Origin of the sequence: Cohnella sp. SGD-V74, from assembly GCF_003001675.1 — a bacterium.
Taxonomy (GTDB): domain Bacteria; phylum Bacillota; class Bacilli; order Paenibacillales; family Paenibacillaceae; genus Cohnella.
Map to the genome: position 1 here is coordinate 42,257 of NZ_PVYW01000012.1, position 21,152 is coordinate 63,408.

Annotated in this window: 16 protein-coding genes; 14 read left to right on the forward strand and 2 right to left on the reverse strand. The window is 55.2% G+C overall.

The annotated features are described in order from the left end of the window. The first annotated feature begins 265 nt into the window (after positions 1-265). A complete protein-coding gene (locus B0G52_RS18520) occupies positions 266-2,902 on the forward strand; it encodes a discoidin domain-containing protein (RefSeq protein WP_369827085.1) in 2,637 nt (878 codons plus the stop codon). A gap of 58 nt (positions 2,903-2,960) precedes the next feature. Here B0G52_RS18520 and acnA read toward each other — a convergent pair whose 3' ends face one another. Continuing rightward, the gene (gene acnA / locus B0G52_RS18525; RefSeq protein ID WP_094046872.1) at positions 2,961-5,666 is read right to left on the reverse strand and encodes an aconitate hydratase AcnA; all 2,706 of its coding nucleotides are present in this window, start codon (positions 5,664-5,666) and stop codon (positions 2,961-2,963) included. A 512-nt stretch (positions 5,667-6,178) separates the two neighbouring features. On the opposite strand from acnA, the gene B0G52_RS18530 reads away from it, so the two are divergent. Both B0G52_RS18530 and B0G52_RS18535 read left to right on the forward strand, forming a co-directional pair. Beyond that, positions 6,179-7,261, forward strand: a complete 1,083-nt coding sequence (locus B0G52_RS18530) for an amidase domain-containing protein (RefSeq protein WP_094046873.1) — start codon at positions 6,179-6,181, stop codon at positions 7,259-7,261. 101 nt (positions 7,262-7,362) lie between these two features. After that, positions 7,363-8,505 (forward strand): D-alanine--D-alanine ligase, encoded by a 1,143-nt coding sequence (locus B0G52_RS18535; protein ID WP_094047034.1) that lies wholly within the window; start codon positions 7,363-7,365, stop codon positions 8,503-8,505. Positions 8,506-8,944: 439 nt separating this feature from the next. Here the strand turns inward: B0G52_RS18535 and B0G52_RS18545 are convergent, their stop codons facing one another. Continuing rightward, a complete protein-coding gene (locus tag B0G52_RS18545) occupies positions 8,945-9,319 on the reverse strand; it encodes a hypothetical protein (protein WP_143762590.1) in 375 nt (124 codons plus the stop codon). Between the two features lie 554 nt (positions 9,320-9,873). Between B0G52_RS18545 and B0G52_RS18550 the strand changes: the two genes are divergently transcribed. The 11 genes from B0G52_RS18550 to B0G52_RS18600 all read left to right on the forward strand — a co-directional run bounded on the left by B0G52_RS18550 (position 9,874) and on the right by B0G52_RS18600 (position 21,137). Beyond that, positions 9,874-10,191, forward strand: a complete 318-nt coding sequence (locus B0G52_RS18550) for a hypothetical protein (RefSeq protein WP_094046876.1) — start codon at positions 9,874-9,876, stop codon at positions 10,189-10,191. Positions 10,192-10,226: 35 nt separating this feature from the next. Next, entirely contained in the window at positions 10,227-11,240 is a 1,014-nt protein-coding gene (gene uvsE, locus B0G52_RS18555) for a UV DNA damage repair endonuclease UvsE (protein WP_094046877.1), read from the forward strand. A 143-nt stretch (positions 11,241-11,383) separates the two neighbouring features. Continuing rightward, a complete protein-coding gene (gene fabI, locus B0G52_RS18560; protein WP_094046878.1) occupies positions 11,384-12,151 on the forward strand; it encodes an enoyl-ACP reductase FabI in 768 nt (255 codons plus the stop codon). A gap of 228 nt (positions 12,152-12,379) precedes the next feature. After that, positions 12,380-13,222, forward strand: a complete 843-nt coding sequence (locus B0G52_RS18565; protein WP_094046879.1) for an inositol monophosphatase family protein — start codon at positions 12,380-12,382, stop codon at positions 13,220-13,222. A gap of 45 nt (positions 13,223-13,267) precedes the next feature. Then, on the forward strand, positions 13,268-13,528 hold the full coding sequence (locus tag B0G52_RS18570; RefSeq protein ID WP_094046880.1) for a hypothetical protein: 261 nt from the start codon (positions 13,268-13,270) through the stop codon (positions 13,526-13,528). Positions 13,529-13,666: 138 nt separating this feature from the next. Further along, complete coding sequence (locus B0G52_RS18575; RefSeq protein WP_094046881.1) at positions 13,667-14,152, forward strand: hypothetical protein; 486 nt, start codon at positions 13,667-13,669, stop codon at positions 14,150-14,152. 31 nt (positions 14,153-14,183) lie between these two features. Then, on the forward strand, positions 14,184-14,894 hold the full coding sequence (locus tag B0G52_RS18580) for a hypothetical protein (protein ID WP_094046882.1): 711 nt from the start codon (positions 14,184-14,186) through the stop codon (positions 14,892-14,894). Positions 14,895-14,909: 15 nt separating this feature from the next. Then, positions 14,910-15,698 (forward strand): hypothetical protein, encoded by a 789-nt coding sequence (locus tag B0G52_RS18585; protein ID WP_094046883.1) that lies wholly within the window; start codon positions 14,910-14,912, stop codon positions 15,696-15,698. Positions 15,699-15,820: 122 nt separating this feature from the next. Further along, the gene (locus B0G52_RS18590) at positions 15,821-16,285 is read left to right on the forward strand and encodes a hypothetical protein (RefSeq protein WP_094046884.1); all 465 of its coding nucleotides are present in this window, start codon (positions 15,821-15,823) and stop codon (positions 16,283-16,285) included. Then, positions 16,282-16,716 (forward strand): hypothetical protein, encoded by a 435-nt coding sequence (locus B0G52_RS18595; protein ID WP_094046885.1) that lies wholly within the window; start codon positions 16,282-16,284, stop codon positions 16,714-16,716. Before B0G52_RS18590 ends, B0G52_RS18595 begins: the two co-directional genes overlap by 4 nt. Before the next feature lie 35 nt (positions 16,717-16,751). After that, positions 16,752-21,137: a coiled-coil domain-containing protein gene (locus B0G52_RS18600; protein WP_094046886.1), complete on the forward strand. Its 4,386-nt coding sequence runs from the start codon at positions 16,752-16,754 to the stop codon at positions 21,135-21,137. Positions 21,138-21,152: the final 15 nt, after the last annotated feature.

The following is a 21,152-nucleotide window of genomic DNA, read 5'->3' on the forward strand; positions in this document are numbered from 1 at the left end:
TCCTAAATCATTCCATAACGTCGGAGGCGGAAAATCTTCTATGATCATTAATGTAAGCGATTCCAGTTTGGTGTTGGCGTTCGGAGCAAGAAATGGCCCCAACGCAACGGAGCCAAACAAGGGAGGAGGAGTGCGAGGGACGTACCTGCGACACAGGCTCGGAAATGGGAGGTGAGTGCAACGGAAGCGGCGATAAAATAGTTGTCCGTGAATTCTGTAAAACCCCTTTTTTCGCAATACTACCATTCGTGAGGAGGTTAATGATTTGAAATTTCCCAAAATGAACAAAGCAACCGCTCTGCTCTCGATCGCGGCTATCGCGGCCGGACTGATCGCGGCTCCTGCGCCGCAGGCCGGCGCCGCTCTGCCGCCTTCTGCGGCCAATAATACGATTTTCGGTCCAAACGTGTATGTGTTCGACCCGTCCATGTCCGCCGCCGATATTCAGAACGTTACGGGAGCGGCGTTCGCCTCGCTGGAGTCGAACGAGTTTTCCAGCGATCGGTACGCGTTTTTGTTCAAGCCGGGTTCCTACAACGTGAACTTTAATGTCGGCTATTATACGGCAGTGGCAGGTCTCGGGCAAAATCCGGGCGACGTGAACATCACCGGCGGCCTTAACGTGAACGCAGACTGGGACAACGGCAACGCGACCCGCAACTTCTGGCGGAGCATCGAGAACTTGACGATCACACCGTCCAGCGGAACGACGCAGATCGCGGTCTCGCAGGCCGCGCCTCTGCGCCGGCTGCACGTGCAAGGAGAGCTGCATCTGTTCGACTTCGACGACAACTGGAACGCAGGCTGGGCCAGCGGCGGCTTCCTGGCCGACTCCATCGTCGACGGAGCGATCGTACCGGCCTCGCAGCAGCAGTGGTTCTCCCGCAACAGCCAATGGGGCAACTGGACGAACGGAGTCTGGAATATGGTGTTCGTCGGCAGCGTGAACGCCCCGACAGGCGACTTCCCCGATCCGCCGTACACGGTCGTGGAGAGGACGCCGATTATGCGCGAGAAGCCCTACCTCTATGTGGACAATGCCGGAGCCTACCGCGTATTCGTGCCCGCGTTGACGACGAATACGCAAGGCGTCAGCTGGGCCTCGGGCGCGACGCCGGGTCAGTCGCTGCCGATCGACCAGTTCTATATCGCCCGCTCGGATCAATCGACCGCGGCGACGATCAACGCCGCGCTGGCACAAGGGAAACACGTGCTGTTCACGCCGGGGATTTACCATCTGAGCGAGGCGATCCAGATCAACAATCCGAATACGGTCGTTCTGGGAATCGGCATGCCGACGCTCGTTCCGGATCAAGGCACCGCCGCGATTCAAGTCGCCGACGTCGACGGGGTGAAGCTTGCCGGCCTGACGATCGACGCCGGGCCTGTCAATTCGCCGGTGCTGCTCAAGGTCGGCACAGCGGGCAGCGCCGTATCGCGCGCGGCCAACCCGGTTTCCCTGCACGACATTACGGTTCGGACCGGCGGCGCCATTGCCGGCCGGAACGATGTCGGCGTCGAGATCAACAGCAACGATACGATTGGAGATCACTTCTGGCTGTGGCGGGCCGATCATGGGGCCGGAGCCGCATGGACGACGAACGTGTCCAAGAACGGTCTTGTCGTGAACGGCAACAACGTGACGCTGTACGGTTTGTTTAACGAGCATCATAACGAGTACCAGACGATATGGAACGGCAACAACGGACGCTTGTATTTCTACCAGTCGGAAATTCCGTACGACGTTCCGAACCAGCAGGGCTGGATGAGCCACGGCGGAACGGTGAACGGGTACGCTTCCTACAAGGTGGCGGACACGGTCACGAATCACGAGGCATGGGGTCTCGGCATCTACTCGTACTTCCGCGATGCGCCCGTGAAGCTGAACAGCGCGATCGAGGTGCCTAACCTGCCGGGCATCAAGATTCATCATGCGACGACGATCTGGCTGTCAGGTACGATCGGCAGCGAAATTACCCATATCATTAATAACCTTGGAGGCGCGGTAACCGCCAATTCGCCGGCGGAAGCGATGCGCCAGACGTTGACCGAATTCGTAGGCAACGGCACGGGCGGCGGAGGTACGGCGACCGCTTTTGACCGTACCGGTTGGACGGCTGTCTCTTCTCCGTCGAGCGGGGAGGCGGCTGCCAATCTGTTGGACGGAAGCATGGCTACCCGGTGGACCACCGGCACGGCGATGCAGCCGGGGCAGACGCTGACGGTCGATATGCAAGCGGTCCATCCGATTTCCAAGGTTGTCCTCGATGCGACCGGCAGCAATGACGACTATGCCCGGGGCTACGAGCTGTATGTCTCTACGGACGGCGTTAATTGGGGCACTGCGGTAGCTTCCGGTACAGGAACAGGTCCGGAGCTGACGATTGCGTTCGCGGAACGGAGCGCTCGTTATGTTCGTCTCGTACAGACGGGAACGGCATCGAATTGGTGGTCCGCCCGCGAGCTGAACGTGTTCGGAGGGGGAGGCACGCCGCCTCCAAGCGGAACGACGCTCATCAACCGTGCAGGCTGGACGGCGTCATCGAATCCTTCAAGCGGAGACGTCGCGGCCAATCTGCTGGACGGAAGCATGGCGACAAGATGGAGCACGGGCACGGCGATGGCGCCGGGTCAGGAGATCGTTATCGATATGGCTGCCGCTCGAAGCTTCAGCAAAATCGTAATGGACTCCACCGGCAGCAACGACGACTACGCGCGCGGATACGAAGTGTACGTCTCGAACGACGGCGTCAACTGGTCCGGAGCCGTAGCGAGCGGAAGCGGTTCGGGTCCCGTCGTAACTTCGCAATTCGCCGTCCAGAACGCGCGTTACATCAAGGTGGTACAGACGGGAACAGCTTCAAACTGGTGGTCGATCCGTGAAATCAACGTGTACGTTTAACGGCAAAAAAGAGGTGCAGGGATTGTCTCCCCGCACCTCTTATCCATTTCTATGAAGCTTATTGAGCCATCATCTGGCGCAGCACCGTTTGAAGAATGCCGCTGTTGCGGTAGTAGTCGACGTCGACCATCGAATCCAGACGCACGATGACGTCGAACACGAAAGTCGTTCCGTCTTCGCGAGTCGCGGTGACGCTAACCGTCTGGCCCGGAGTTACGTCGTTGGACAGGCCGGAGATGTCGAACGTCTCGCGGCCGGTGATGCCGAGCGATTTCCAGCTTTGGCCCGCAGGGAACTGCAGCGGAAGAACGCCCATGCCGACGAGGTTGGAGCGGTGAATCCGCTCGAAGCTTTCGGCGATGACGGCTTTGACGCCGAGCAGGAACGTGCCTTTGGCCGCCCAGTCGCGGGAGCTTCCGGTGCCGTACTCTTTGCCTGCGATGACGATCAGGTTCGTGCCGCTGTCCTGATACTTCATCGAAGCGTCATAGATGGACATCACTTCGTCCGTAGGCAGGTAAGTCGTAACGCCGCCTTCCGTGCCCGGAGCGACTTGGTTCCGGATGCGGATGTTGGCGAACGTGCCTCTCATCATCACTTCGTGATGACCGCGGCGGGAGCCGTACGAGTTGAAGTCTTTGCGCTCTACGCCGTGCTCGAGCAAGTATTTGCCCGCAGGGCTGTCGGCTTTGATGTTGCCCGCCGGAGAGATGTGGTCCGTCGTAACGGAATCGCCCATCAGCGCCATGACGCGAGCGGCTTTGACGTCTTGAATGTCGCCGGCTTCCGGAGCGAGGTCCTTGAAGAACGGCGGGTTGGCGATATAAGTGGATTTCTCGTCCCACTCGTACAGTTCGCCTTGAGGAACCGGGATTTGGTTCCATTGCTCGTTCTGCGTAAATACGTTCTTGTATTTAGCGCGGAACATATCCGGGTTGAGCGAAGCGGCAACCGCCTGCTGGATTTCCTCGTTCGTCGGCCAGATGTCTTTCAGGTACACCGGCTTGTTGTCGTTGTCGTAGCCGATCGGCTCCTTCGTCAAGTCGACGTTGACGTTGCCTGCCAGCGCGTAAGCGACGACGAGCGGAGGAGAAGCCAGATAGTTCGCTTTGACTTGCGCGTGAACGCGTCCTTCGAAGTTACGGTTGCCGGATAGAACGGCGGCAACGGTCAAGTCGTTGTCGGCGATCGCGGCGCTGACTTCGTCCGGCAGCGGGCCGGAGTTGCCGATACAGGTCGCGCAGCCGTAGCCTGCGACGTAGAAGCCCAGCTTCTCGAGGTAAGGCAGCAGTCCGGCGTTGGTCAAGTATTCGGTAACGACAAGGGAGCCCGGAGTAAGGGAGCTCTTGACGTATTCAGGCTTCGTCAAGCCGCGCTCGACGGCTTTCTTGGCGACGAGGCCCGCGCCGATCATAACGCTCGGGTTGGATGTGTTCGTACAGCTCGTAATGGCCGCAATGACGACGGCGCCCGTGCTGAGCTCGCTCTTCTTGCCGTTCGGGTGGTTGACGGCCGCTTTCTGCTCGATCTGAGCGTCGGACAGGCCGAAGCCGCCTTTCTCGATCGGCGTGCGGATGCTCTCGTTGAACGATTGCTTCATCGCCGTCAGCTCTACGCGGTCTTGCGGACGCTTAGGTCCGGCCAAGCTCGGCACGATCGTGGACAGGTCGAGCTCCAGCACTTCAGTGAAGACCGGATCCGGCGTGTCGTCTGTGCGGAACATGCCTTGCGCTTTGTAGTAGCTTTCGACGAGCGCGATTTGATCTTCTTCGCGTCCGGTCAGTCTCAGGTAGTTCAGAGTCTCGCTGTCTACCGGGAAGAAGCCGATCGTAGCGCCGTATTCCGGAGCCATGTTCGCGACCGTCGCGCGGTCCGCGAGGCTGATGTTGGACAAGCCGGAGCCGAAGAACTCGACGAACTTGCCGACAACGCCTTTTTTACGAAGAATCTGGGTAACGGTAAGGGCAAGGTCGGTCGCCGTTGCGCCTTCCGCGAGTTTGCCGGTCAGCTTGAAGCCGACGACTTCAGGCATAACGAAGTAGAGCGGCTGGCCGAGCATGCCGGCTTCCGCCTCGATGCCGCCGACGCCCCAGCCCACGATGCCGAGACCGTTGATCATCGTCGTGTGGGAGTCCGTTCCGACGAGCGAGTCCGGATAGACGTCGGTTACGCCGTCTTTCGTTTTCGTAGCGGCAACGGATGCCAGGTACTCCAGGTTGACTTGGTGAACGATCCCCGTCGCCGGAGGAACGGCGCGGAAGTTATCGAACGCCGTTTGCGCCCAGCGAAGGAAGCGGTAGCGTTCCTCGTTGCGCTCGAACTCGACGTCCATGTTGTATTGCAGGGCGTCCGGGCTTCCGAAAGCGTCGACCATGACGGAGTGGTCGATAACGAGATCGACCGGTACGAGCGGGTTGATGCGCTTCGGATCGCCGCCTGCTTGTTTAACGGTTTCGCGCATGGCCGCCAAGTCGACGACTACGGGAACGCCGGTGAAGTCTTGAAGAACGATACGCGCGGGGATAAAAGGAATTTCCTTGTCCTCGCGGCCTTCCGTCCATGTTGCCAGTTGCTTGACGTGCTCTTCCGTGATGCCGCGGCCGTCGAATTGGCGAACCGCCGCTTCGAGCAGCACCTTGATGGAGAACGGAAGCTTGGAGACCGGGCCTGCGCCTTGCTCTTCCAAGGCCGGAAGGCTGAAGTAACGGTAGGATTTGCCGGATGACTGCAGCTGAGCTTGCACTTGATAAGGGATTTTAGACAACTGTGAAACCTCCTTGATTCGAAATCTGTAGGGCAGTCCGTATTTTCGCGCAATCGCGGTTCCAATTGAGAATGAGTTTCATTCTATGAAACGCGATTTCAAAAATACTCTATGAATCCAGTATACCTTGTCGAGGCGGCTCCGTAAAGTCATTTCAGTCCATCTTGAAGCGATTTCACGGAGGAATCCGCAAATGCGCATGTCGTGTGCCTGGAGCGCAGAGAGATGCCCGGACGTTCCCGAATCGAACTTCTATAGAATGCCTCATTTGAGTTCGGGCCATCCGAGGAGAGCCTCGTGACTGAGCCGCGAAACAAGCTGTCGGAAGATGGAAGATGAGCTTGATCGCGAGAGTGTCGTGGACTTGTTTGGTCGGAGACTGGGATGTGGCTGGGCTGGATTAATTCGATGTTCGGGGCGCTGGGCGGCATGGAATGATTTTTTCCGGCATAGGATGAAGTGGCGCAATCTGACGACGGCTTGTCGAGAAATCGGATTCGGAGGTGATCTCCATGCCCGGCGAGAATACGGAGTGGAAGCAGGCTTTGTTCGAATACGTCAACGCGATCAATGAGGCGGCCCTGAGCACGGATTCCCGCAAGCTGCGGGACATTCCGGACAGGGAGCATCGGGAACGGCTGAACGAGCGTGTGCTGCTGGCAGCGCGCAGAGACGCGAGATGGGCGATTCGGACGGCGCGCAGCGAAATGAGGGTAAGAATCGAGCGCTACCAGGCAACGCGCGGCGAGGTCGCCGCCGATCTGTCGATCCATCTCGTGCGCCTGATGGAGCAGCGGAATCAGGTATGGTCGGAGGAACGAGTGGAACGGGAGAGGCTTCGGTTTATACGAGTCGGCAGAGTATGGCGTCTCGAGACGGTACGGCCGCTGCCCGGAGAAAGACCGGGAGAGCTGGCGGCGGAGGAACTGGACGAAGTTCACGATCCCTGGGACGGAGAGAAGAGGACGCCGGTTCCTTCCGCGCCTTTCATGAACCCGAACGCGCTGTACGGCTTCAAGTCGAAGGTGTACGCGGGGGCATATGCGCTGGGAGACGACGGTTGGGGGTACGGAGCCGTCGGACGGGGAGTTCCTTATTTGCGGGAAGAAGCGGTCGCGTACGCCGAGAGATGGTGGAACGAGCCAAATCCCGCTTACGAAAATTTCGAGGTCAACTGCACGAATTACGTCTCCCAGTGTCTCTTTGCAGGGGGCGCGCCGATGAATTATACTGGGAGAAGGTCTTCGGGCTGGTGGTACAAGGGCTACTCCGGCAAGGAAGAATTGTGGAGCTTCAGTTGGGCGGTCGCGGCCGGATTGCAGCAATATTTGGCGACTCCGCGCGCCTCCGGGCTCAGAGCGGAAGCCGTGTACGAGCCGCAGCAGCTTAAGCTGGGCGACGTCATCTGCTACGATTGGGAAGGCAACGGCCGGGTCGGCCACAATACGATCGTCACCGCGTTTACGCCGGACGGCATGCCTCTCGTGAACGCGAACACGGTAAGCAGCCGACACCGTTACTGGGACTACAAGGATTCGTATGCTTGGACGGATAAAACCCGTTATTATTTTTATCACATCGCGGATGAATTTTGACGAACAGAAAAGCCGGGTTTGCGCGGGGAGGCAGGGCTTCCGCTTGGATTGCGGAATTCGCTGAGGGCGCAAACGCCGATAAGCCGGAGGTATTCGAAGCTATGGGGAACAAAATACGCGTCGGACTCGTGTACGGGGGGCGTTCGGGCGAACACCAGGTGTCGCTGCAGACGGCCCTTGCCGTATTGAAGGCGTTCGACTACGACAAGTACGAACTGATTCCTTTTTATATTACGCCTAAAGGCCAGTGGAGATCGGGACCGCTGCTCAGCGCTCCTCCGTCCGCAGTGGCGGAGCTGCAATTTACTCCCGCAGGGGAAGCGTCGGCCGGGAGCGGAGATGCGGGCGGAACGCTTGCATTGCTGCCGGTGCTGCAGGGAATGTCGGAGAAAGTGCTGACGGAGGGTTCGCCGGTCAGCGACGGCAAGGCGATCGACGTGATGCTGCCGTTGCTGCACGGAACATTCGGCGAGGACGGTACGATCCAAGGATTGTTTGAAATGGCTGGCTTGCCCTACGTAGGCGCGGGCGTTCTGGCCTCCTCTGTCGGAATGGACAAGGTCGCGATGAAGACGATGTTCGCGCAAGCGGGACTTCCTCAGGTGGGCTACCGGCATTTGATCCGATTTCAATGGAACAAGGATCGGGAAGCGGTGCTGGCGAACATCGAGGAGCTCGGCTACCCTTGCTTCGTCAAGCCGGCTAACCTCGGGTCCAGCGTGGGCGTGTCCAAAGCGCGCAATCGCGAGGAGTTGGTCGCGGCGATCGAGGAAGCGCTGCGGTTCGACCGCAAGGTGATCGTCGAGGAGTTCGTCGACGCGCGCGAGATCGAAGTGAGCGTGCTCGGCAACGACGACCCGCGGGCTTCGGTACCGGGCGAGATCGTCAGCTCGAACGAATTCTACGATTATAAGGCGAAATATATCGACGGCAAATCGATCATGGTCATCCCTGCGGAAATTCCGCAGGAGACGGCGGACGCGGTGCGCGACATGGCGCTGCGCGCGTTCCGTTCGATCGACGGCTCCGGCCTGTGCCGCGCCGATTTCTTCCTGCGGCGCAGCGACGGCAAGCTGTTCATCAACGAGGTGAACACGCTGCCGGGCTTCACCCCTTACAGCATGTACCCGCAGATGTGGAAAGAGTCGGGCGTCTCCTATCGCGAGTTGCTCGACACGCTGATCCAGCTTGCGCTGGAGCGCTTCGAGGAGCGCCAATCCATCGACTACGGCGGCGGAGAGTAGCAGATTTCGAAGGCAGAGAGTGAGCTTCGAAGGCGGGAATGGGCTCTGGCAGGCAGCGAACGGTCTCGTTCGCTGCCTTTGCTGTGGGTGGGGGAGGGGCGCATAAGCGCGCCGGGCGGCGCTAATGGGCCGGCCTGGTCCGGGACTCACAAGTCGCGCCCTCGACTACCTAGTTTATAGCTTCTAATCCGCTGCTTGCCGCTGGCGGGCTCCAACCAACCTTCCTTTACCAGTTCATCAATCTGTTCGCTTACGAAGGTGCGTTTCTTGCCCAAGCATTCACAGGCCATCGCATTCGTGATCGGAGTAACGGATCGTACGGCCAGGCGGACGATTTCCCGTTGGTAGAGGGGAAGCGCGAGCAAATCTGGTCGTTCCTCTCCATACCATTGTTCCATCATTCGGCGGATATGTTGTTGAGCGGAGAGAGGATCCTCCTTCAGCTTATCGATGGAAAAACGCAAAATGTTCCAATTGGCAAGCTCGACTTCGTTCTGCCGATCCAATCCTCGTGAGAACTTATCGCGGTCGGCGTCGCGAGCATGAGATCCGAAGCTGTCGGCTTCGAGGCATGTTGGCTTGGGAGAACGAATATAGGCAAATCCAAATAATAGTACTTGCCGTCCGGGGCGACAATCTCGTACTCCGGATAGAGGAAATCCAGGTTTTCGACGACTTGCCACCAGGCTTGCTGAAGGAGCAGCTTCTCTCCAAAGCCATGGCGCGTTCTGAGTCTGCGCAGTCGCTCTCCGCGACTTTCGCCAACATGCTTGGCCAGCCAAGCGCTGTATTCCGTTTCAAATCGATCGTTCACGACCATCCGCTCCTCGTCAAAAAAATAACCGCCCCAATCCACGAAGGACTAGAGCGGTGTGTTTCACACGCGTATGGCCCCATTTTAATCCAGTTGGGAGGAAATGTCACGAATAATCGATGTCTGTTATGAAGGATATCTCCGTGTAAGCTCACCCGAAAATAGAACAACCGTAATAATAGGGAGAGCTGATCAGCTCCTTATCCACATGTGGAAAAAGTGCCGCACGCACCGAAACTGCAGAGTTATTTTCAACAAAAGTGGATAACCTGGGGTTTAACTGTGGAGAAATGCCTGAATATTGTGAATAAACCGACTATTACTTGTGGGTAAAGTTGGATGAGTTGCATCGGCGGGAATTATGCACAAGTGGATAACCGGCGCGGCCTCGAAACCCGAATGTGAAGGCTTGACGGTACGCTCGCAAACGCACACCTCTTTTCGGCCGTTCCCTTTCCCTGCATCCCTTCCGGAGGGTATAATGAATGTCAGGAAAAGCGCGAGAGCAGCCGCGAAGCGGAGACAGACGCGCTAACGAGTCAGGAGGCAACGCCATGGGTTTTCAAACGGAGTTCAATTCGGTGTGCAAATTTAAATCCGATCAGGAATTATACGAACTGTTGGAATACGGCCGCGGCAAAATGGTCAAAAAGCAGTTCCGCGTGTTCCCGACAGGGCAGAAAGTCATCGCCTATACGCCCGATAACCAAGCGGTGGCCATCGTGCGCATAGTGGCGTCGATCGCCGAGATCAACTTCCAAGGGGAAGAAGTGACGCAGGTGGAGATGGAGCTAGTTCGCCGTTTGACGGATGAGGAAGCAAGAGTCCAGACGGCGCTCGCACATGAAATGTTCTTCGGAGAGCAATCCTAGAACCCTCAAGCCTATTTCCGGGGGTGTGAACGAGCATGATCGTCCGTTTCGGCTATGTCGCGATGTCCGTGCATCTGGAGAACGCCTCTCCTTCGAGAACGATGACGATGGCGAGCTTCTCCAAGCTGGCGGACCGGGAAGCGGGTCTGCGCAGGCTCGAGAAGATTGCCGAGGAAAATTTGCGCAACACGTTGAGACTGCTGAAGCATAACCGATACTTGGGCGTTCACGTGTACCGGATGACCTCGAAGCTCATTCCGCTGGCCACACACGAGGATTTGCGGGATTGGGATCCGTACCCGGCTCTAACGGCGTCGTTCGCGGAGGTCGGGGATTTTGTGCGCGAGCATGGGATGCGGGTATCTTTTCATCCGGATCATTTTACGGTGTTGAATACACCGCGTCAGGAAGTGTTCGAGAAATCGGTCAACGATCTGGATCATCATGTGCGGATGCTCGAAGCGATGGGGCTGGACGGTCGGGCGCTGAACAATATCCATGTCGGCGGCAGCTATGGAGACAAGGATTCGGCGGGAAAACGGTTCGTCGAGCAATTCCGTCTCATCGAGCCGAGAATCGCCAACCGCGTTACGCTGGAAAACGACGATAAGACGTTCACAGCCGAGGAAACGCTGGCCATCGCCGAGGAAGTCGGAGTGCCGATGGTGCTCGACATTCATCACGATGCGGTGAACCGGGGCAGCGAGACGACCGTGGAGCTGTGGCCGAGAATTGTGCGGACGTGGGAGCGGCTCGAATGGAACGTCGTCCATGGCGCCGATTCCGACCTTAAGCTCCCGCCGAAAATTCACGTTTCCAGCCCCAAGAGCACCTCCGACCCTCGCGGTCACGCCGATTATGTCGAGCCGGAGCATCTGCTTGAGTTTCTGCATGGTATCGCCGGGACAACGCCGGCCCTGGACGTCATGATCGAAGCGAAGAAGAAGGATGACGCGCTGCTGCGGTTGATGGAGCATTTTCGCTCGTTGGAAGCGGATGGGCAGCCTGTTCGCGTGCTTGACGGAGGCACCGTGGAGATCCGGACATAATCCCGCCGCTCAAGCATTCCGCCGGCGCATTTCATTATTGCATTCCCTTTGGAAATAAGGTACGTTGGAAAATGAAGGATGCCTGTCCGTCCGCAAGGCAGCGAAGAGGCGTTCTTACTTGCGAAGAGGGGGATTTCCGCGAAATGAATGGTTTGCTTGAGGGGAAAAATATCGTGGTCATGGGCGTCGCCAACGAGCGCAGCATTGCCTGGGCCATCGCGCAAGCGCTTGCATCGCAAGGAGCCAGACTGATTTTTACATACGAGAACGAGCGGGTGGAGGAACGGGTCAAGAGGCTGTCCGGCACGATCGAGGGCTCGCTGACGCTGCAATGCAACGTGTCTTCCGATGAGGAGATCGAGGGGCTGGCGACGAAGCTGAAGGAAGAGGTCGGCGTCGTCCATGGCCTCGCGCACTGCATCGCCTTCGCGAAGGCGGAAGAGCTGGACGGCTTGTACGTCAACACGTCGCGCGCCGGATTCGCTCTCGCGCACGACGTCAGCGTCTACTCGCTGACCGCGGTGGCGCAGAGACTGTATCCGCTCATGACCGAAGGCGGCAGCGTCGTCACGCTGACTTACCTCGGCGCGGAGCGCACGCTTCAGAACTACAACGTCATGGGCGTCGCGAAAGCGGCTCTGGAGGCGTCGGTGCGTTATCTGGCCAGCGACCTAGGACCGAGCGGCATTCGGGTGAACGCGATCTCGGCAGGTCCGATCCGCACGCTCGCGGCCAAAGGAATCGCCGGCTTCAACACGATTCTGAAGCACGTCGAAGAGAAGGCGCCGCTGCGCCGCAACACGGAAGCCGCAGACGTCGGAGACGCCGCGCTGTTCCTCATGAGCCCGTGGGCGAGAGGAATTACCGGCGAAGTCATTCATGTCGACAATGGGTATAATATCGTAGGCTGAGTTGGCCTCGACCGGGAGAAGAGCTTTTCTCGCTTTTTGGCGAGGAAGGCTCTTTCCTATAAAACTTTGTGGATACGGGGACAATAAGCTATGATAAGGGAAAGTCGGGCGGAAAATAAGGCGGTCCGTAAGCGAACGCCGCAACCGCTCGCTGCCGTTTTCGTATATGATTAGAAGAAGGACAACCTGGTCCTTGCAACCGATTTCGAAGATTAGAGGGATGAATTCATGAACGCCAATCAACCGGAAAGCGTCATCGGCGGCAAGAGCTTCACCGCGGTAGCCGTCAATTGCGCGGCCAAAGCCGGGGAGTGGATCAAAAGCAAGAGCGGAAATATAACCCAACTGGATACGAAATATTCGGCGCAGGATTTGGTCACGGAAGTGGACAAGGGCGCGGAGAGAATGATTCGCAATTTGGTCGCTACCCATTTTCCCGACCATTCTTTCTTAGGGGAAGAAGGTGTGGAGCCGGGTCCGAAAGCGTCGGCCAAGGCGCTGGAGGCGGTAAGCGACGCCGAGTATTTGTGGATCGTCGACCCGGTGGACGGAACGACGAACTATGTGCACGGCTTTCCTTTCTATTCGATTTCCATCGCGCTGGCCCATCGGGGCGAAGTGATCGTCGGAGTCGTCTACGATCCGTCGCGGGACGAGCTGTTCGTCGCCGAACGGGGCAAAGGCGCATACGTGCACGGCCGCAAGATGAGCGTGTCGCAGGAAGAGACGCTGAGCCAAAGCTTGGTCGCGACCGGATTCCCGGCCGATCCGCACGCAGCCTTGCCCGCCAATCTGGCGGACATTCAGGCTATCGCGCCGAAGGTTCGCAATCTGCGCGTGGCGGGCTCGGCGGCGTTGCATCTCGCTTACGTTGCGGCGGGGCGGCTGTCCGGGTTCTGGGAGCACAACCTGAGCGCCTGGGATGTCGCGGCCGGATCTTTGCTCGTCCAAGAAGCGGGCGGACGAATGTCCGACTTCGGCGGCGAGCCCTACCAGCTTGCCGTGCGCAACGTGCTCGCCTCGAACGGCCGCATCCACGACGAGTTGAGTCGGGAACTGACTAGCACATGAGATGAAGCGCATTCGACCATCCTAGTGACGAAGGAGGCGAACGAATTGGAGCGCGAAGAAGCCGAAGAATTGCTGGCCCGCAAGTTGAGCGAGGAGCCGGCGGAGGCGGACGAGGAAGAAGCCGGCGCCAAAGCCGCGAGGCGGCTGCACCCGAAATGGGAAATCCGCATCCAGGCGAACGTCGACCCGATCGTAGAGGAGACGATCGCCTACCGCAATATCGCTCAAGAGGTGGACGGCAGGTACGATGGGGTTAGGACGGACGGCGGCAAGCCGGGCAAAGCAGACGAAGGACATTCCGAGTAATCGGGGTGTCCTTTTTTGATCTTGTCGTACGGTTGCCACCTATAGATGCAACAACCGATCAAGGTGTCCGATAAGCAGCAGGGGGCGACGATTCGCTCTATGACCCATGTTGGCGGGACAAAAGGAAAGGAGGGTTAGATGTCCAGATTGGGAGAGTTGGCCGCGTATAAAACGATCGTTGCGGAACGGTTGATCGGCAATCCGAACGTTTGTAAAGCCGTGTTTTATTCGGACAGCAATTATTTGGCGCAGCCGGACGTGACGAATCCAGAGCAGCTTCTGCACGAGAGCATTTACTTGTATCCGTACAATCCGATCGGCTCGGGGAATGAGAATGAGGTCAGAACTTGGATCACGATCGCGCTGAACGATTTTAACGGCGTTGGCAGTTCGGCTATGAGAGCCGGCTTCCTCACCGTTGGCGTGGTGGCGCACAAGGAATTGCTGCGCACGGATTACGAGCTGTTGAGGACGGATTACATCGCTGCGGAAATCGACGGGATGCTGAGTCGGGAGAGAAGCATCGGAATCGGTCGCCTGCAGTTTGCCGGAATGAATGAAATTGGCCTGGATGCGAGCTATTACGGACTAACCTTGAAGTATCGTCCTGTTGACTTCGGCTAGCGGATCGCGGTGAATGAGAATGGATCATGACATGGAGTTAAAACTGCTTGCCGGCCTTCCCGTAGATTTAGGGAACGGGCTGTTATTCGGCGTTCCCACGCTGCGAACGATCGCGGGCATCGGAAGCAGAAAGTACGATGCATTGATTTCCGTGCTGCTGGTCAACAGGGCATCGCTGGAGGAGCCGGCGGCCAGCCGGGTGACCAACTTCGAGCTGTTTTTGATCAACAGCATGCTGAACGAGGAGTTCTGGCATAAGGCGAAGCAGGGCTTAGAGTTGTTTTTCGGGATGGAACCGACGCTGCGAGAAAGCCCCGACGGGGCTCATCTTTATTTTGGGGACGATCCTGACATGCGACTGGACGACGGCAGCTTTGACTATTTTCAAAGTCTGATCATGTATTCCCATAACATCCAGTTCCAGCGCGAGCAGTTCAGCCCGGGAAACGCCAAAGCCAAAGCGCTGATCGAGAAGCTGCAAAAGGGCAAACAGGAAATCTTAAGCCGCAAAGAGCAAATCTTCGACCTGGTCAGCAAAATCTCGGGAGTCGCCTGGAAGTCGAGCGGCGTTAACATTTTTAACGTCTTCGATCTGACGATTTTCCAATTTTACGATGCGCTGAACAGACTCGAGCAGGTGGATTACTACTTATTTACATTGCAAGGCATTTACTCCGGCCATGTTGATGGTCAGAAAATCAACCTATCCAATATCCATTGGAGCAAAAAATACAAAACTTAAGGAGATTGATGAACTATGGCAACACCTAACCGTTGGGCAATTCGCGATGCAGGCATCGCAACCTTCTATAACCTCGTGACCGGCAAGCCGGTAACTACGCTTCGTACGTTGAAAACTTCCGGCCTCGAAACGACCGGCGAAACGGTATATTCTCGCGGCGGCTTCGGCAATCCGAAATTGGTCGGGTTCTCCGGTAACCGGGAATCCAAGATCAAGCTTCAAGACGCGATTTTCGACAATAAGGCTCTGGCGATGCTGACCGGCAACGTTTTGTCCGAAGGCGTATCCCCGGTTCATGTTATTGAAAATGTCAAAGTCGCTTCGAATGGTGCGGCTCTGGATAAAACACCGGTCGGCTCGCCGATCGGCGTGTTCGAACTGAATCCGGACGGCACTCTGGGCGAGGAGGTCGTCTATACGAGCGGTACTCCGGCTACCGGCGAATATGCGATTTCCGGCAAAAATCTGACCTTCTATGCGGGCGACTTCGCGGACGGCAAGGTACTGTCGGTGTATTACAGCGCAACCTCCGACGCATCCGCCAAGAAGCTGAAGGTAACGTCCGACGCTTTCGGCGGAACGTTCAAGGTCGTTCTGGATTGCCTCGTGCGCGACGAGTTCACGAAGAAGGATTTCGCTGCACAGATTACGATTCCGAACGCCAAGTTCGAGGATGCATTTAACCTGAATCTGGCCGTGGAGGGTGACCCTGCGGTACTCGACCTGAATCTTGAGGCGCTGAAGGACCCTGTGTCGAACGATCTGTGGAGCATGCTGATCTACGATCAGGACGAAGTGATCTAATTCTCATACTCAATACATAAAGGGGGAGACTTGTCTCTCCCTTTATATTTATCTTAAAGCTCATGATACGGCATTGTGGGCTTTAAGATAACATCCAATAACGAGCGGGAGAGGATACCAATATGGCAGCAAAGCAAACGAAATTAACGATGACCGGCATTAACCGGAAGCACGACAAGGAGTTCGGCTCGCTTAAGCGGGTAGATCTGAGCACGGGAGACTACATCGAAATCTACCAACGTTTCAGGAAAACGTCGATCCAGAAGCTGGTGCTGGACTACTTGGATATTCTGAACGCGATGAAGGAAGGCGGCAGGAAGCTCGGCAGCGGAGCGATGGTATTCGTGTACTACATGCTTCTGCTTAAGCACTTCACCACGCTTGGCAGCATCATTCCTGAAGATTTGGGACAGATGATAGGCGTGGGCGAGAAACTGCTTGACTTAGGGGTTATGGAGCAAATCTTGAACGAGTTTCCCCAGCAAGAGTTGGACAAGCTGAATGCGGCCATTCAAGAGGTAAATCGAAATATGCAGGCTCAGCTTGAAACCTGGCCTAACGAAAAAGGCAAGGAGAACGGACAATGAAGATCAAATACGGAGAAATCGAGTTTTATTCGAAGTGGCTGCTGGAGCATCTTACTCTGGCTGGCAAGAAGTCGCGCATGAGGGTTCGATTGATAGAGATTTTGGGAGAGCATCAGGCGAAATTCGAGAAATTCAGAATGGATCTGATCAAGGAGCATGCGAGATTGGATGAGAACGGCGATATCGTTGTCGTTGAGCCGGACGAGAACGGCAGCGGTCAGGCGGACATCATCGATCCCGAAGCCTTTCGCAGCGACCTGCAAGAACTGTTGCTGGAGGAGTTCGTCATTGAAGAGAACGAAACGAATCGGGAGATGCTGCTCGTGCTGAAAGAGTGTGTCGACGAGTGTCCGGAAGCATGGTCGGGTAAAGCCGCGCTGGAGTATGAAGCGGTATGCAGACTGTTCGACGGAATTTACAAGGATGAATAGATTAGCGATGTCTTACAGAGGGAGGGGAGTCGAACTTGGCAAATGGAAACGATTTGAAAGCAACGTTGTCCGTGTCGCTGAATCAGGAGGCGACTATACGGGATATTAATCAGGCGATGAAGAAGCTGGAGAAGCATCCGGCTTTTAAGTCGTTGTCGTTAAAAATCAATCTGGATCAAAAGATGCTCAGTATCTTGACGGACTTGAATAGGGCAAGAGAGGCAATGACGGAGCTCTCCGTACAAACGGAGCTGGCGGCTGCCGGCATGGCGAGCCTGGGCGAGGCGGTCAGAACGTCGGCCATGGCCGCTTATACGGAATGGAACGCCTTGGGAGAGCAGTTGGTGCGGATTCAGGCGCTTGCGGCCGAAGCCAGCGCACGTTCGGCAGAGGCTGTTTCTGGCGAAGCCGCTTCGGGGGGGCTTTCGGGGGCTCTGAGCAATGCGGTTTCCCTAATGGATTCGATGACCATTATAGCTTCATTTAATGAGGGTGTTCTTACGTCTCTAAAAACGAAATTAGCTGCCCTTGCTACTATGTTTACACATGTAGCCGCCTCTCAAGGGGTAGTTAGAGCAAGCACGCAAGTGCTCGCATCCGCATTTATGTCATTAGGAAAGGCGATTCTTCCTCTTGCAATTATAACCGGAATAGTCTGGGGGCTAGGAGAGTTATATAAAGCTTTCTCAGGAACGAATGATAAAACGAAGGCAGCAGAACGGATCAACCTTGATCATGTTAACTCGTTGAAGCAGCAAAGAGATGAGCTGCGGCAAATAGCAAGAGAATATGAAAGCTTGCAGGCCGCACAAAAGGCCGGATACGCTACAATTGAACAAAAACAGAAACTATTATCCATCCAAACGGAACTCGTCAAATCCTACGGCGTAGCGGCAAGCGCAATTAGTGCGGAAGGGGAGGCGTTCGCGAGTTCCAGCGCGATTAAATTGAGAATTGCTGCTTTGACTGAAGAGATTGCTGCCCAGCACAAACTGGATAAGCTGAAGTTAAAGGCCAAAGATAATGAGAGAACGGATACGATTCAGAATACTGAGGAATCGATTAGTAAAGACGAGGCAAAGATCAAAGGGTTTCAACATAAAGCTGTAAGACTCCGCGAAACATTCGAATTTGAAAAGGGACTGGAATCTCCACATAAAACTCTGACAGAAGATGAGCTGAATGACGAACTAAACATAATTGATGGTAGCATCAGCAAATTAATAGAAGGGATTGAAACAAAGAGGAGCAATCTTAAGACAGCTTTATCAGAAACGACGGACATCTTAAGAACGGAATTGGATCTCTATCTTTCTACACTTCAGAGCAGGGGAGCTCAAGTGTCAGATGTACAGAGAGCATTTATGGAGGGACTCATTAATTCGATTGCTCGTAATGGTCAGGATCTCGATTCACAAATCAATAGTATTTTCGAAGCCCATGCGATTTTGCGCGAATCAGGTTTTGAACAGTACTTGAGTGATTTTAATAATGCACAGATGTCAGGCGACGTTCAAGGAATGGAGAATGCTAGAAAGCAGGTCTCGAGTCTCCTAAATGATTTCCACGACGGCATTGCAATTACGGATTCTTTCCGAAATTCAATTCTGGCGTTGTTTGAAAGTGGTAATCCTGTCGCGATGTCATCAGAAGAAACAGCCAAGTTTGTCAGGGATTCGATCAAGTCTTTGTCTTCGCTTGAGAACGCATATCAAAAGCTAAATAAAGGCGAGCAATTATCTGCGGACACGGTTACTGATTTGATTACTCTGTACCCGGAGTTGGCTAAGTATTTGGCTGAGACCAACGATTTTACGTTCCAAAAAGGCCAACTGCTCCAGCAAGTCATGGAGCAAGAACGTGCTAATAAAATTGAAGAGATAAAAAACTCCATTCAAACAACAACAAATCTTCGTAACGAGTTAGAGAACAAACGGCGTCTCAGAGAAGCTTATTATATACAAGTTCGTGGTCTAGACGAGGCTTTGTTAAGAAACGGCACAATAAATGTTATGACTCCGGAAGAGATACAACAGGAAAATCTATATACAGCAGAGATTGAAAAAATGGTAGCATTGTTGGCGTTGCTAAGTCAGGCGAACGCTAGTACTACTACCATAACTACTTCATCCGTTTCGAAGGAGAAGTACAAACCCAATCTTAACTTCTCCAAGGCGCAGCTGGAGGTTGAAAATTACAATCGACTGCTGGAGAAGAATAACGATGAGATCCAGTTGGCCATCGCTCAAGGCGGTTTGTACGATAAACGCCTGGCTAACCGGATCTCTTTGTATTCCGAGCTTACGAAAGCGTTAAACAAGCTGCGCAGCGAACAGGAACAGGAGCGGAACAGCCTAAGAACAAAGCTGACCAAAACCGGACTGGTTGACAGCGACGGAGAAGTCGTCGCCGATGTCGAGAAGCGACTGCTTGCCCTGTCCCGGGTCGGGAGATCCGCCCGGTTGGGTCATAGCGCGGAGGAACTTGAAGATTTCGTAGGACGTTATCTCGAGCTAGCTGGTGAGATCGCCGACACTGCTTCACAGCTTAGAACGGCAACTACGGATTTGGCCGACGCACTCCAGATCGGTCTGGACAAGATTGCAGCGGCTTCGAACCGGAAGCAGGACAAAGCGAAGCATAAGATCGCTCTGCTGGGCGAGATCAATACGGAAGAAGAGAAAAGGCTTCTCGCTCAATATTCCAATGAAATCGTTAAGGCGTTGGCCCAAGAGCTCAAAGGGATAGATGACCAGATTGCAAAGGCCAATGCCGTCATTCAAAACAAGAATAGCAGCAAGCAGGAGAAGGACGCTTACAGCGTTAATCTCGAAGCGTTGAAAAAGTGGAGAAATCAAGTTGAAGAGAACTTGGTTCAAGAGTCCGAGCAGCAGGGGAAATCACAAGCGGAAGCCCTTGTCTCCGGATTCGACAAGACCTTGGAGGAACTCAAATATGCGAAGTCTCTCTTGGGCAACATCGATTCGGAGGAAGAGAGGAAGAAAGCCGCCGAACTCGATCAGCAAATCTATGACACGTTGACCAAAGGCATCGAGAGATACAACCAGGATATTGTAGAACTGGAGCGCAAGCTATCGACCCAGTTGACCGACGAAGAGAGATATCGGGCGCAAGCTAAGCTTGAAGTGCTTAGGGAGTATGTCAAGAATTATACTCTGGAACAAGCTCAGGCAGTCTCCGCTTGGGAGAATTCGGTCAAATCTTCGGCGAAAGACGCTATGTCAGCTTTGGAAGACTTCTATGCCAAGCAGGGCAAAGCGGCGCAGAAAGCGTTAGACGATCAGCTTGACGCTTATAGAGGGTACATCGAGGAACGCAAAAAGCTTCTGAGGCGTGAAAACGAGGCAGAGGATTTCAGCGATAACCGGGCCAAGCTGCAGAAGGAAGAGGCTGAACTGCGAAAGGAAATCGCTGTTCTTTCCTTAGACAATTCCATTGAGGGACAGTACAAGAGAGAGCAGTTGGAGCAGGAACTGGCCGATAAGGTGGAGGAGATCCGCAGGCTTGAACTGGACCGGACCAGAAGCCTGCGGGAGCAGGACTATGACGATCTGCTCAAAAACAAAGAGGACGAGATCAAAGTTGCTAAAGATGCTGCGGATAAAAAGTGGCAGCAGGATCTTGCGGCGGACCAGCACTATTCTGCTCTGAAGCAGGCTGTGCTGGAAGGCAACGTTCAGAACATGCAGAAAACATTGCTCGATTTCTCGAGCAATGTGCAGCTCTATATGAATGCCATCGGAGAGAGCATTGATCGCAACCTTGTTGAGAAGCTGGAGGAGGCTCAGAGGTTTCAAAATCTTGCGAATACGATTGTGGGTATCCCTAATTTGAACGTATCCGCTCCTCCTCCAACATCTCCAAACGCTTCTGTCGGAAGTGGGGCCGGAGCGGTGAAATCCGCCAGGGCATCGGCATGGGAAAAATATTTGGAGAATAAGCAAGAAGCAGAGACGCTGAAAAATTCTGATCCCAGATGGATCGAGCTTAACAAGGACAACAACAAGCTGAGGGAGATATGGGGATTTCAGGATAAGAGTTATGAGCAGTTAAGAAACCTTCCAATCTACCACGAAGGAGGAGAGGTCGGGGTCGAAGGAACGACTACGGCCAAGTGGTGGCAGGGCATGCTGAAATCCGACGAGGTGCTGTCCGTACTTCGGAAGGGAGAAGCGGTCATTAAAGACCCGGGATCGTTCGTTCAGCAGATGATTGCGAGCGTGGCACAGCGTATGAACGCCGGACCGCGTTTTTTGGTGTCGGGAACGGGAGCTTCCGGGCCTGTAACCAACCATTATGAGTACGATATTCGGATCGAGCGATTGGAAGGCGGGGAAGCGGGAGCGAAGGCTCTGTTCAAGCATATCCGGACGCAGTCGCAGCGAGGCAATCGTTTATAAGGAGGTGAATCGACG

What these genes read in the sequence shown, in the direction of transcription:
- B0G52_RS18530 (WP_094046873.1), top strand. Translation starts at nt 6,179, where the DNA reads ATGCCCGGCGAGAATACGGAGTGGAAGCAGGCTTTGTTCGAATACGTC.
- B0G52_RS18535 (WP_094047034.1), top strand. Translation starts at nt 7,363, where the DNA reads ATGGGGAACAAAATACGCGTCGGACTCGTGTACGGGGGGCGTTCGGGC.
- B0G52_RS18550 (WP_094046876.1), top strand. Translation starts at nt 9,874, where the DNA reads ATGGGTTTTCAAACGGAGTTCAATTCGGTGTGCAAATTTAAATCCGAT.
- uvsE (WP_094046877.1), top strand. Translation starts at nt 10,227, where the DNA reads ATGATCGTCCGTTTCGGCTATGTCGCGATGTCCGTGCATCTGGAGAAC.
- fabI (WP_094046878.1), top strand. Translation starts at nt 11,384, where the DNA reads ATGAATGGTTTGCTTGAGGGGAAAAATATCGTGGTCATGGGCGTCGCC.
- B0G52_RS18565 (WP_094046879.1), top strand. Translation starts at nt 12,380, where the DNA reads ATGAACGCCAATCAACCGGAAAGCGTCATCGGCGGCAAGAGCTTCACC.
- B0G52_RS18575 (WP_094046881.1), top strand. Translation starts at nt 13,667, where the DNA reads ATGTCCAGATTGGGAGAGTTGGCCGCGTATAAAACGATCGTTGCGGAA.
- B0G52_RS18580 (WP_094046882.1), top strand. Translation starts at nt 14,184, where the DNA reads ATGGAGTTAAAACTGCTTGCCGGCCTTCCCGTAGATTTAGGGAACGGG.
- B0G52_RS18585 (WP_094046883.1), top strand. Translation starts at nt 14,910, where the DNA reads ATGGCAACACCTAACCGTTGGGCAATTCGCGATGCAGGCATCGCAACC.
- B0G52_RS18590 (WP_094046884.1), top strand. Translation starts at nt 15,821, where the DNA reads ATGGCAGCAAAGCAAACGAAATTAACGATGACCGGCATTAACCGGAAG.
- B0G52_RS18595 (WP_094046885.1), top strand. Translation starts at nt 16,282, where the DNA reads ATGAAGATCAAATACGGAGAAATCGAGTTTTATTCGAAGTGGCTGCTG.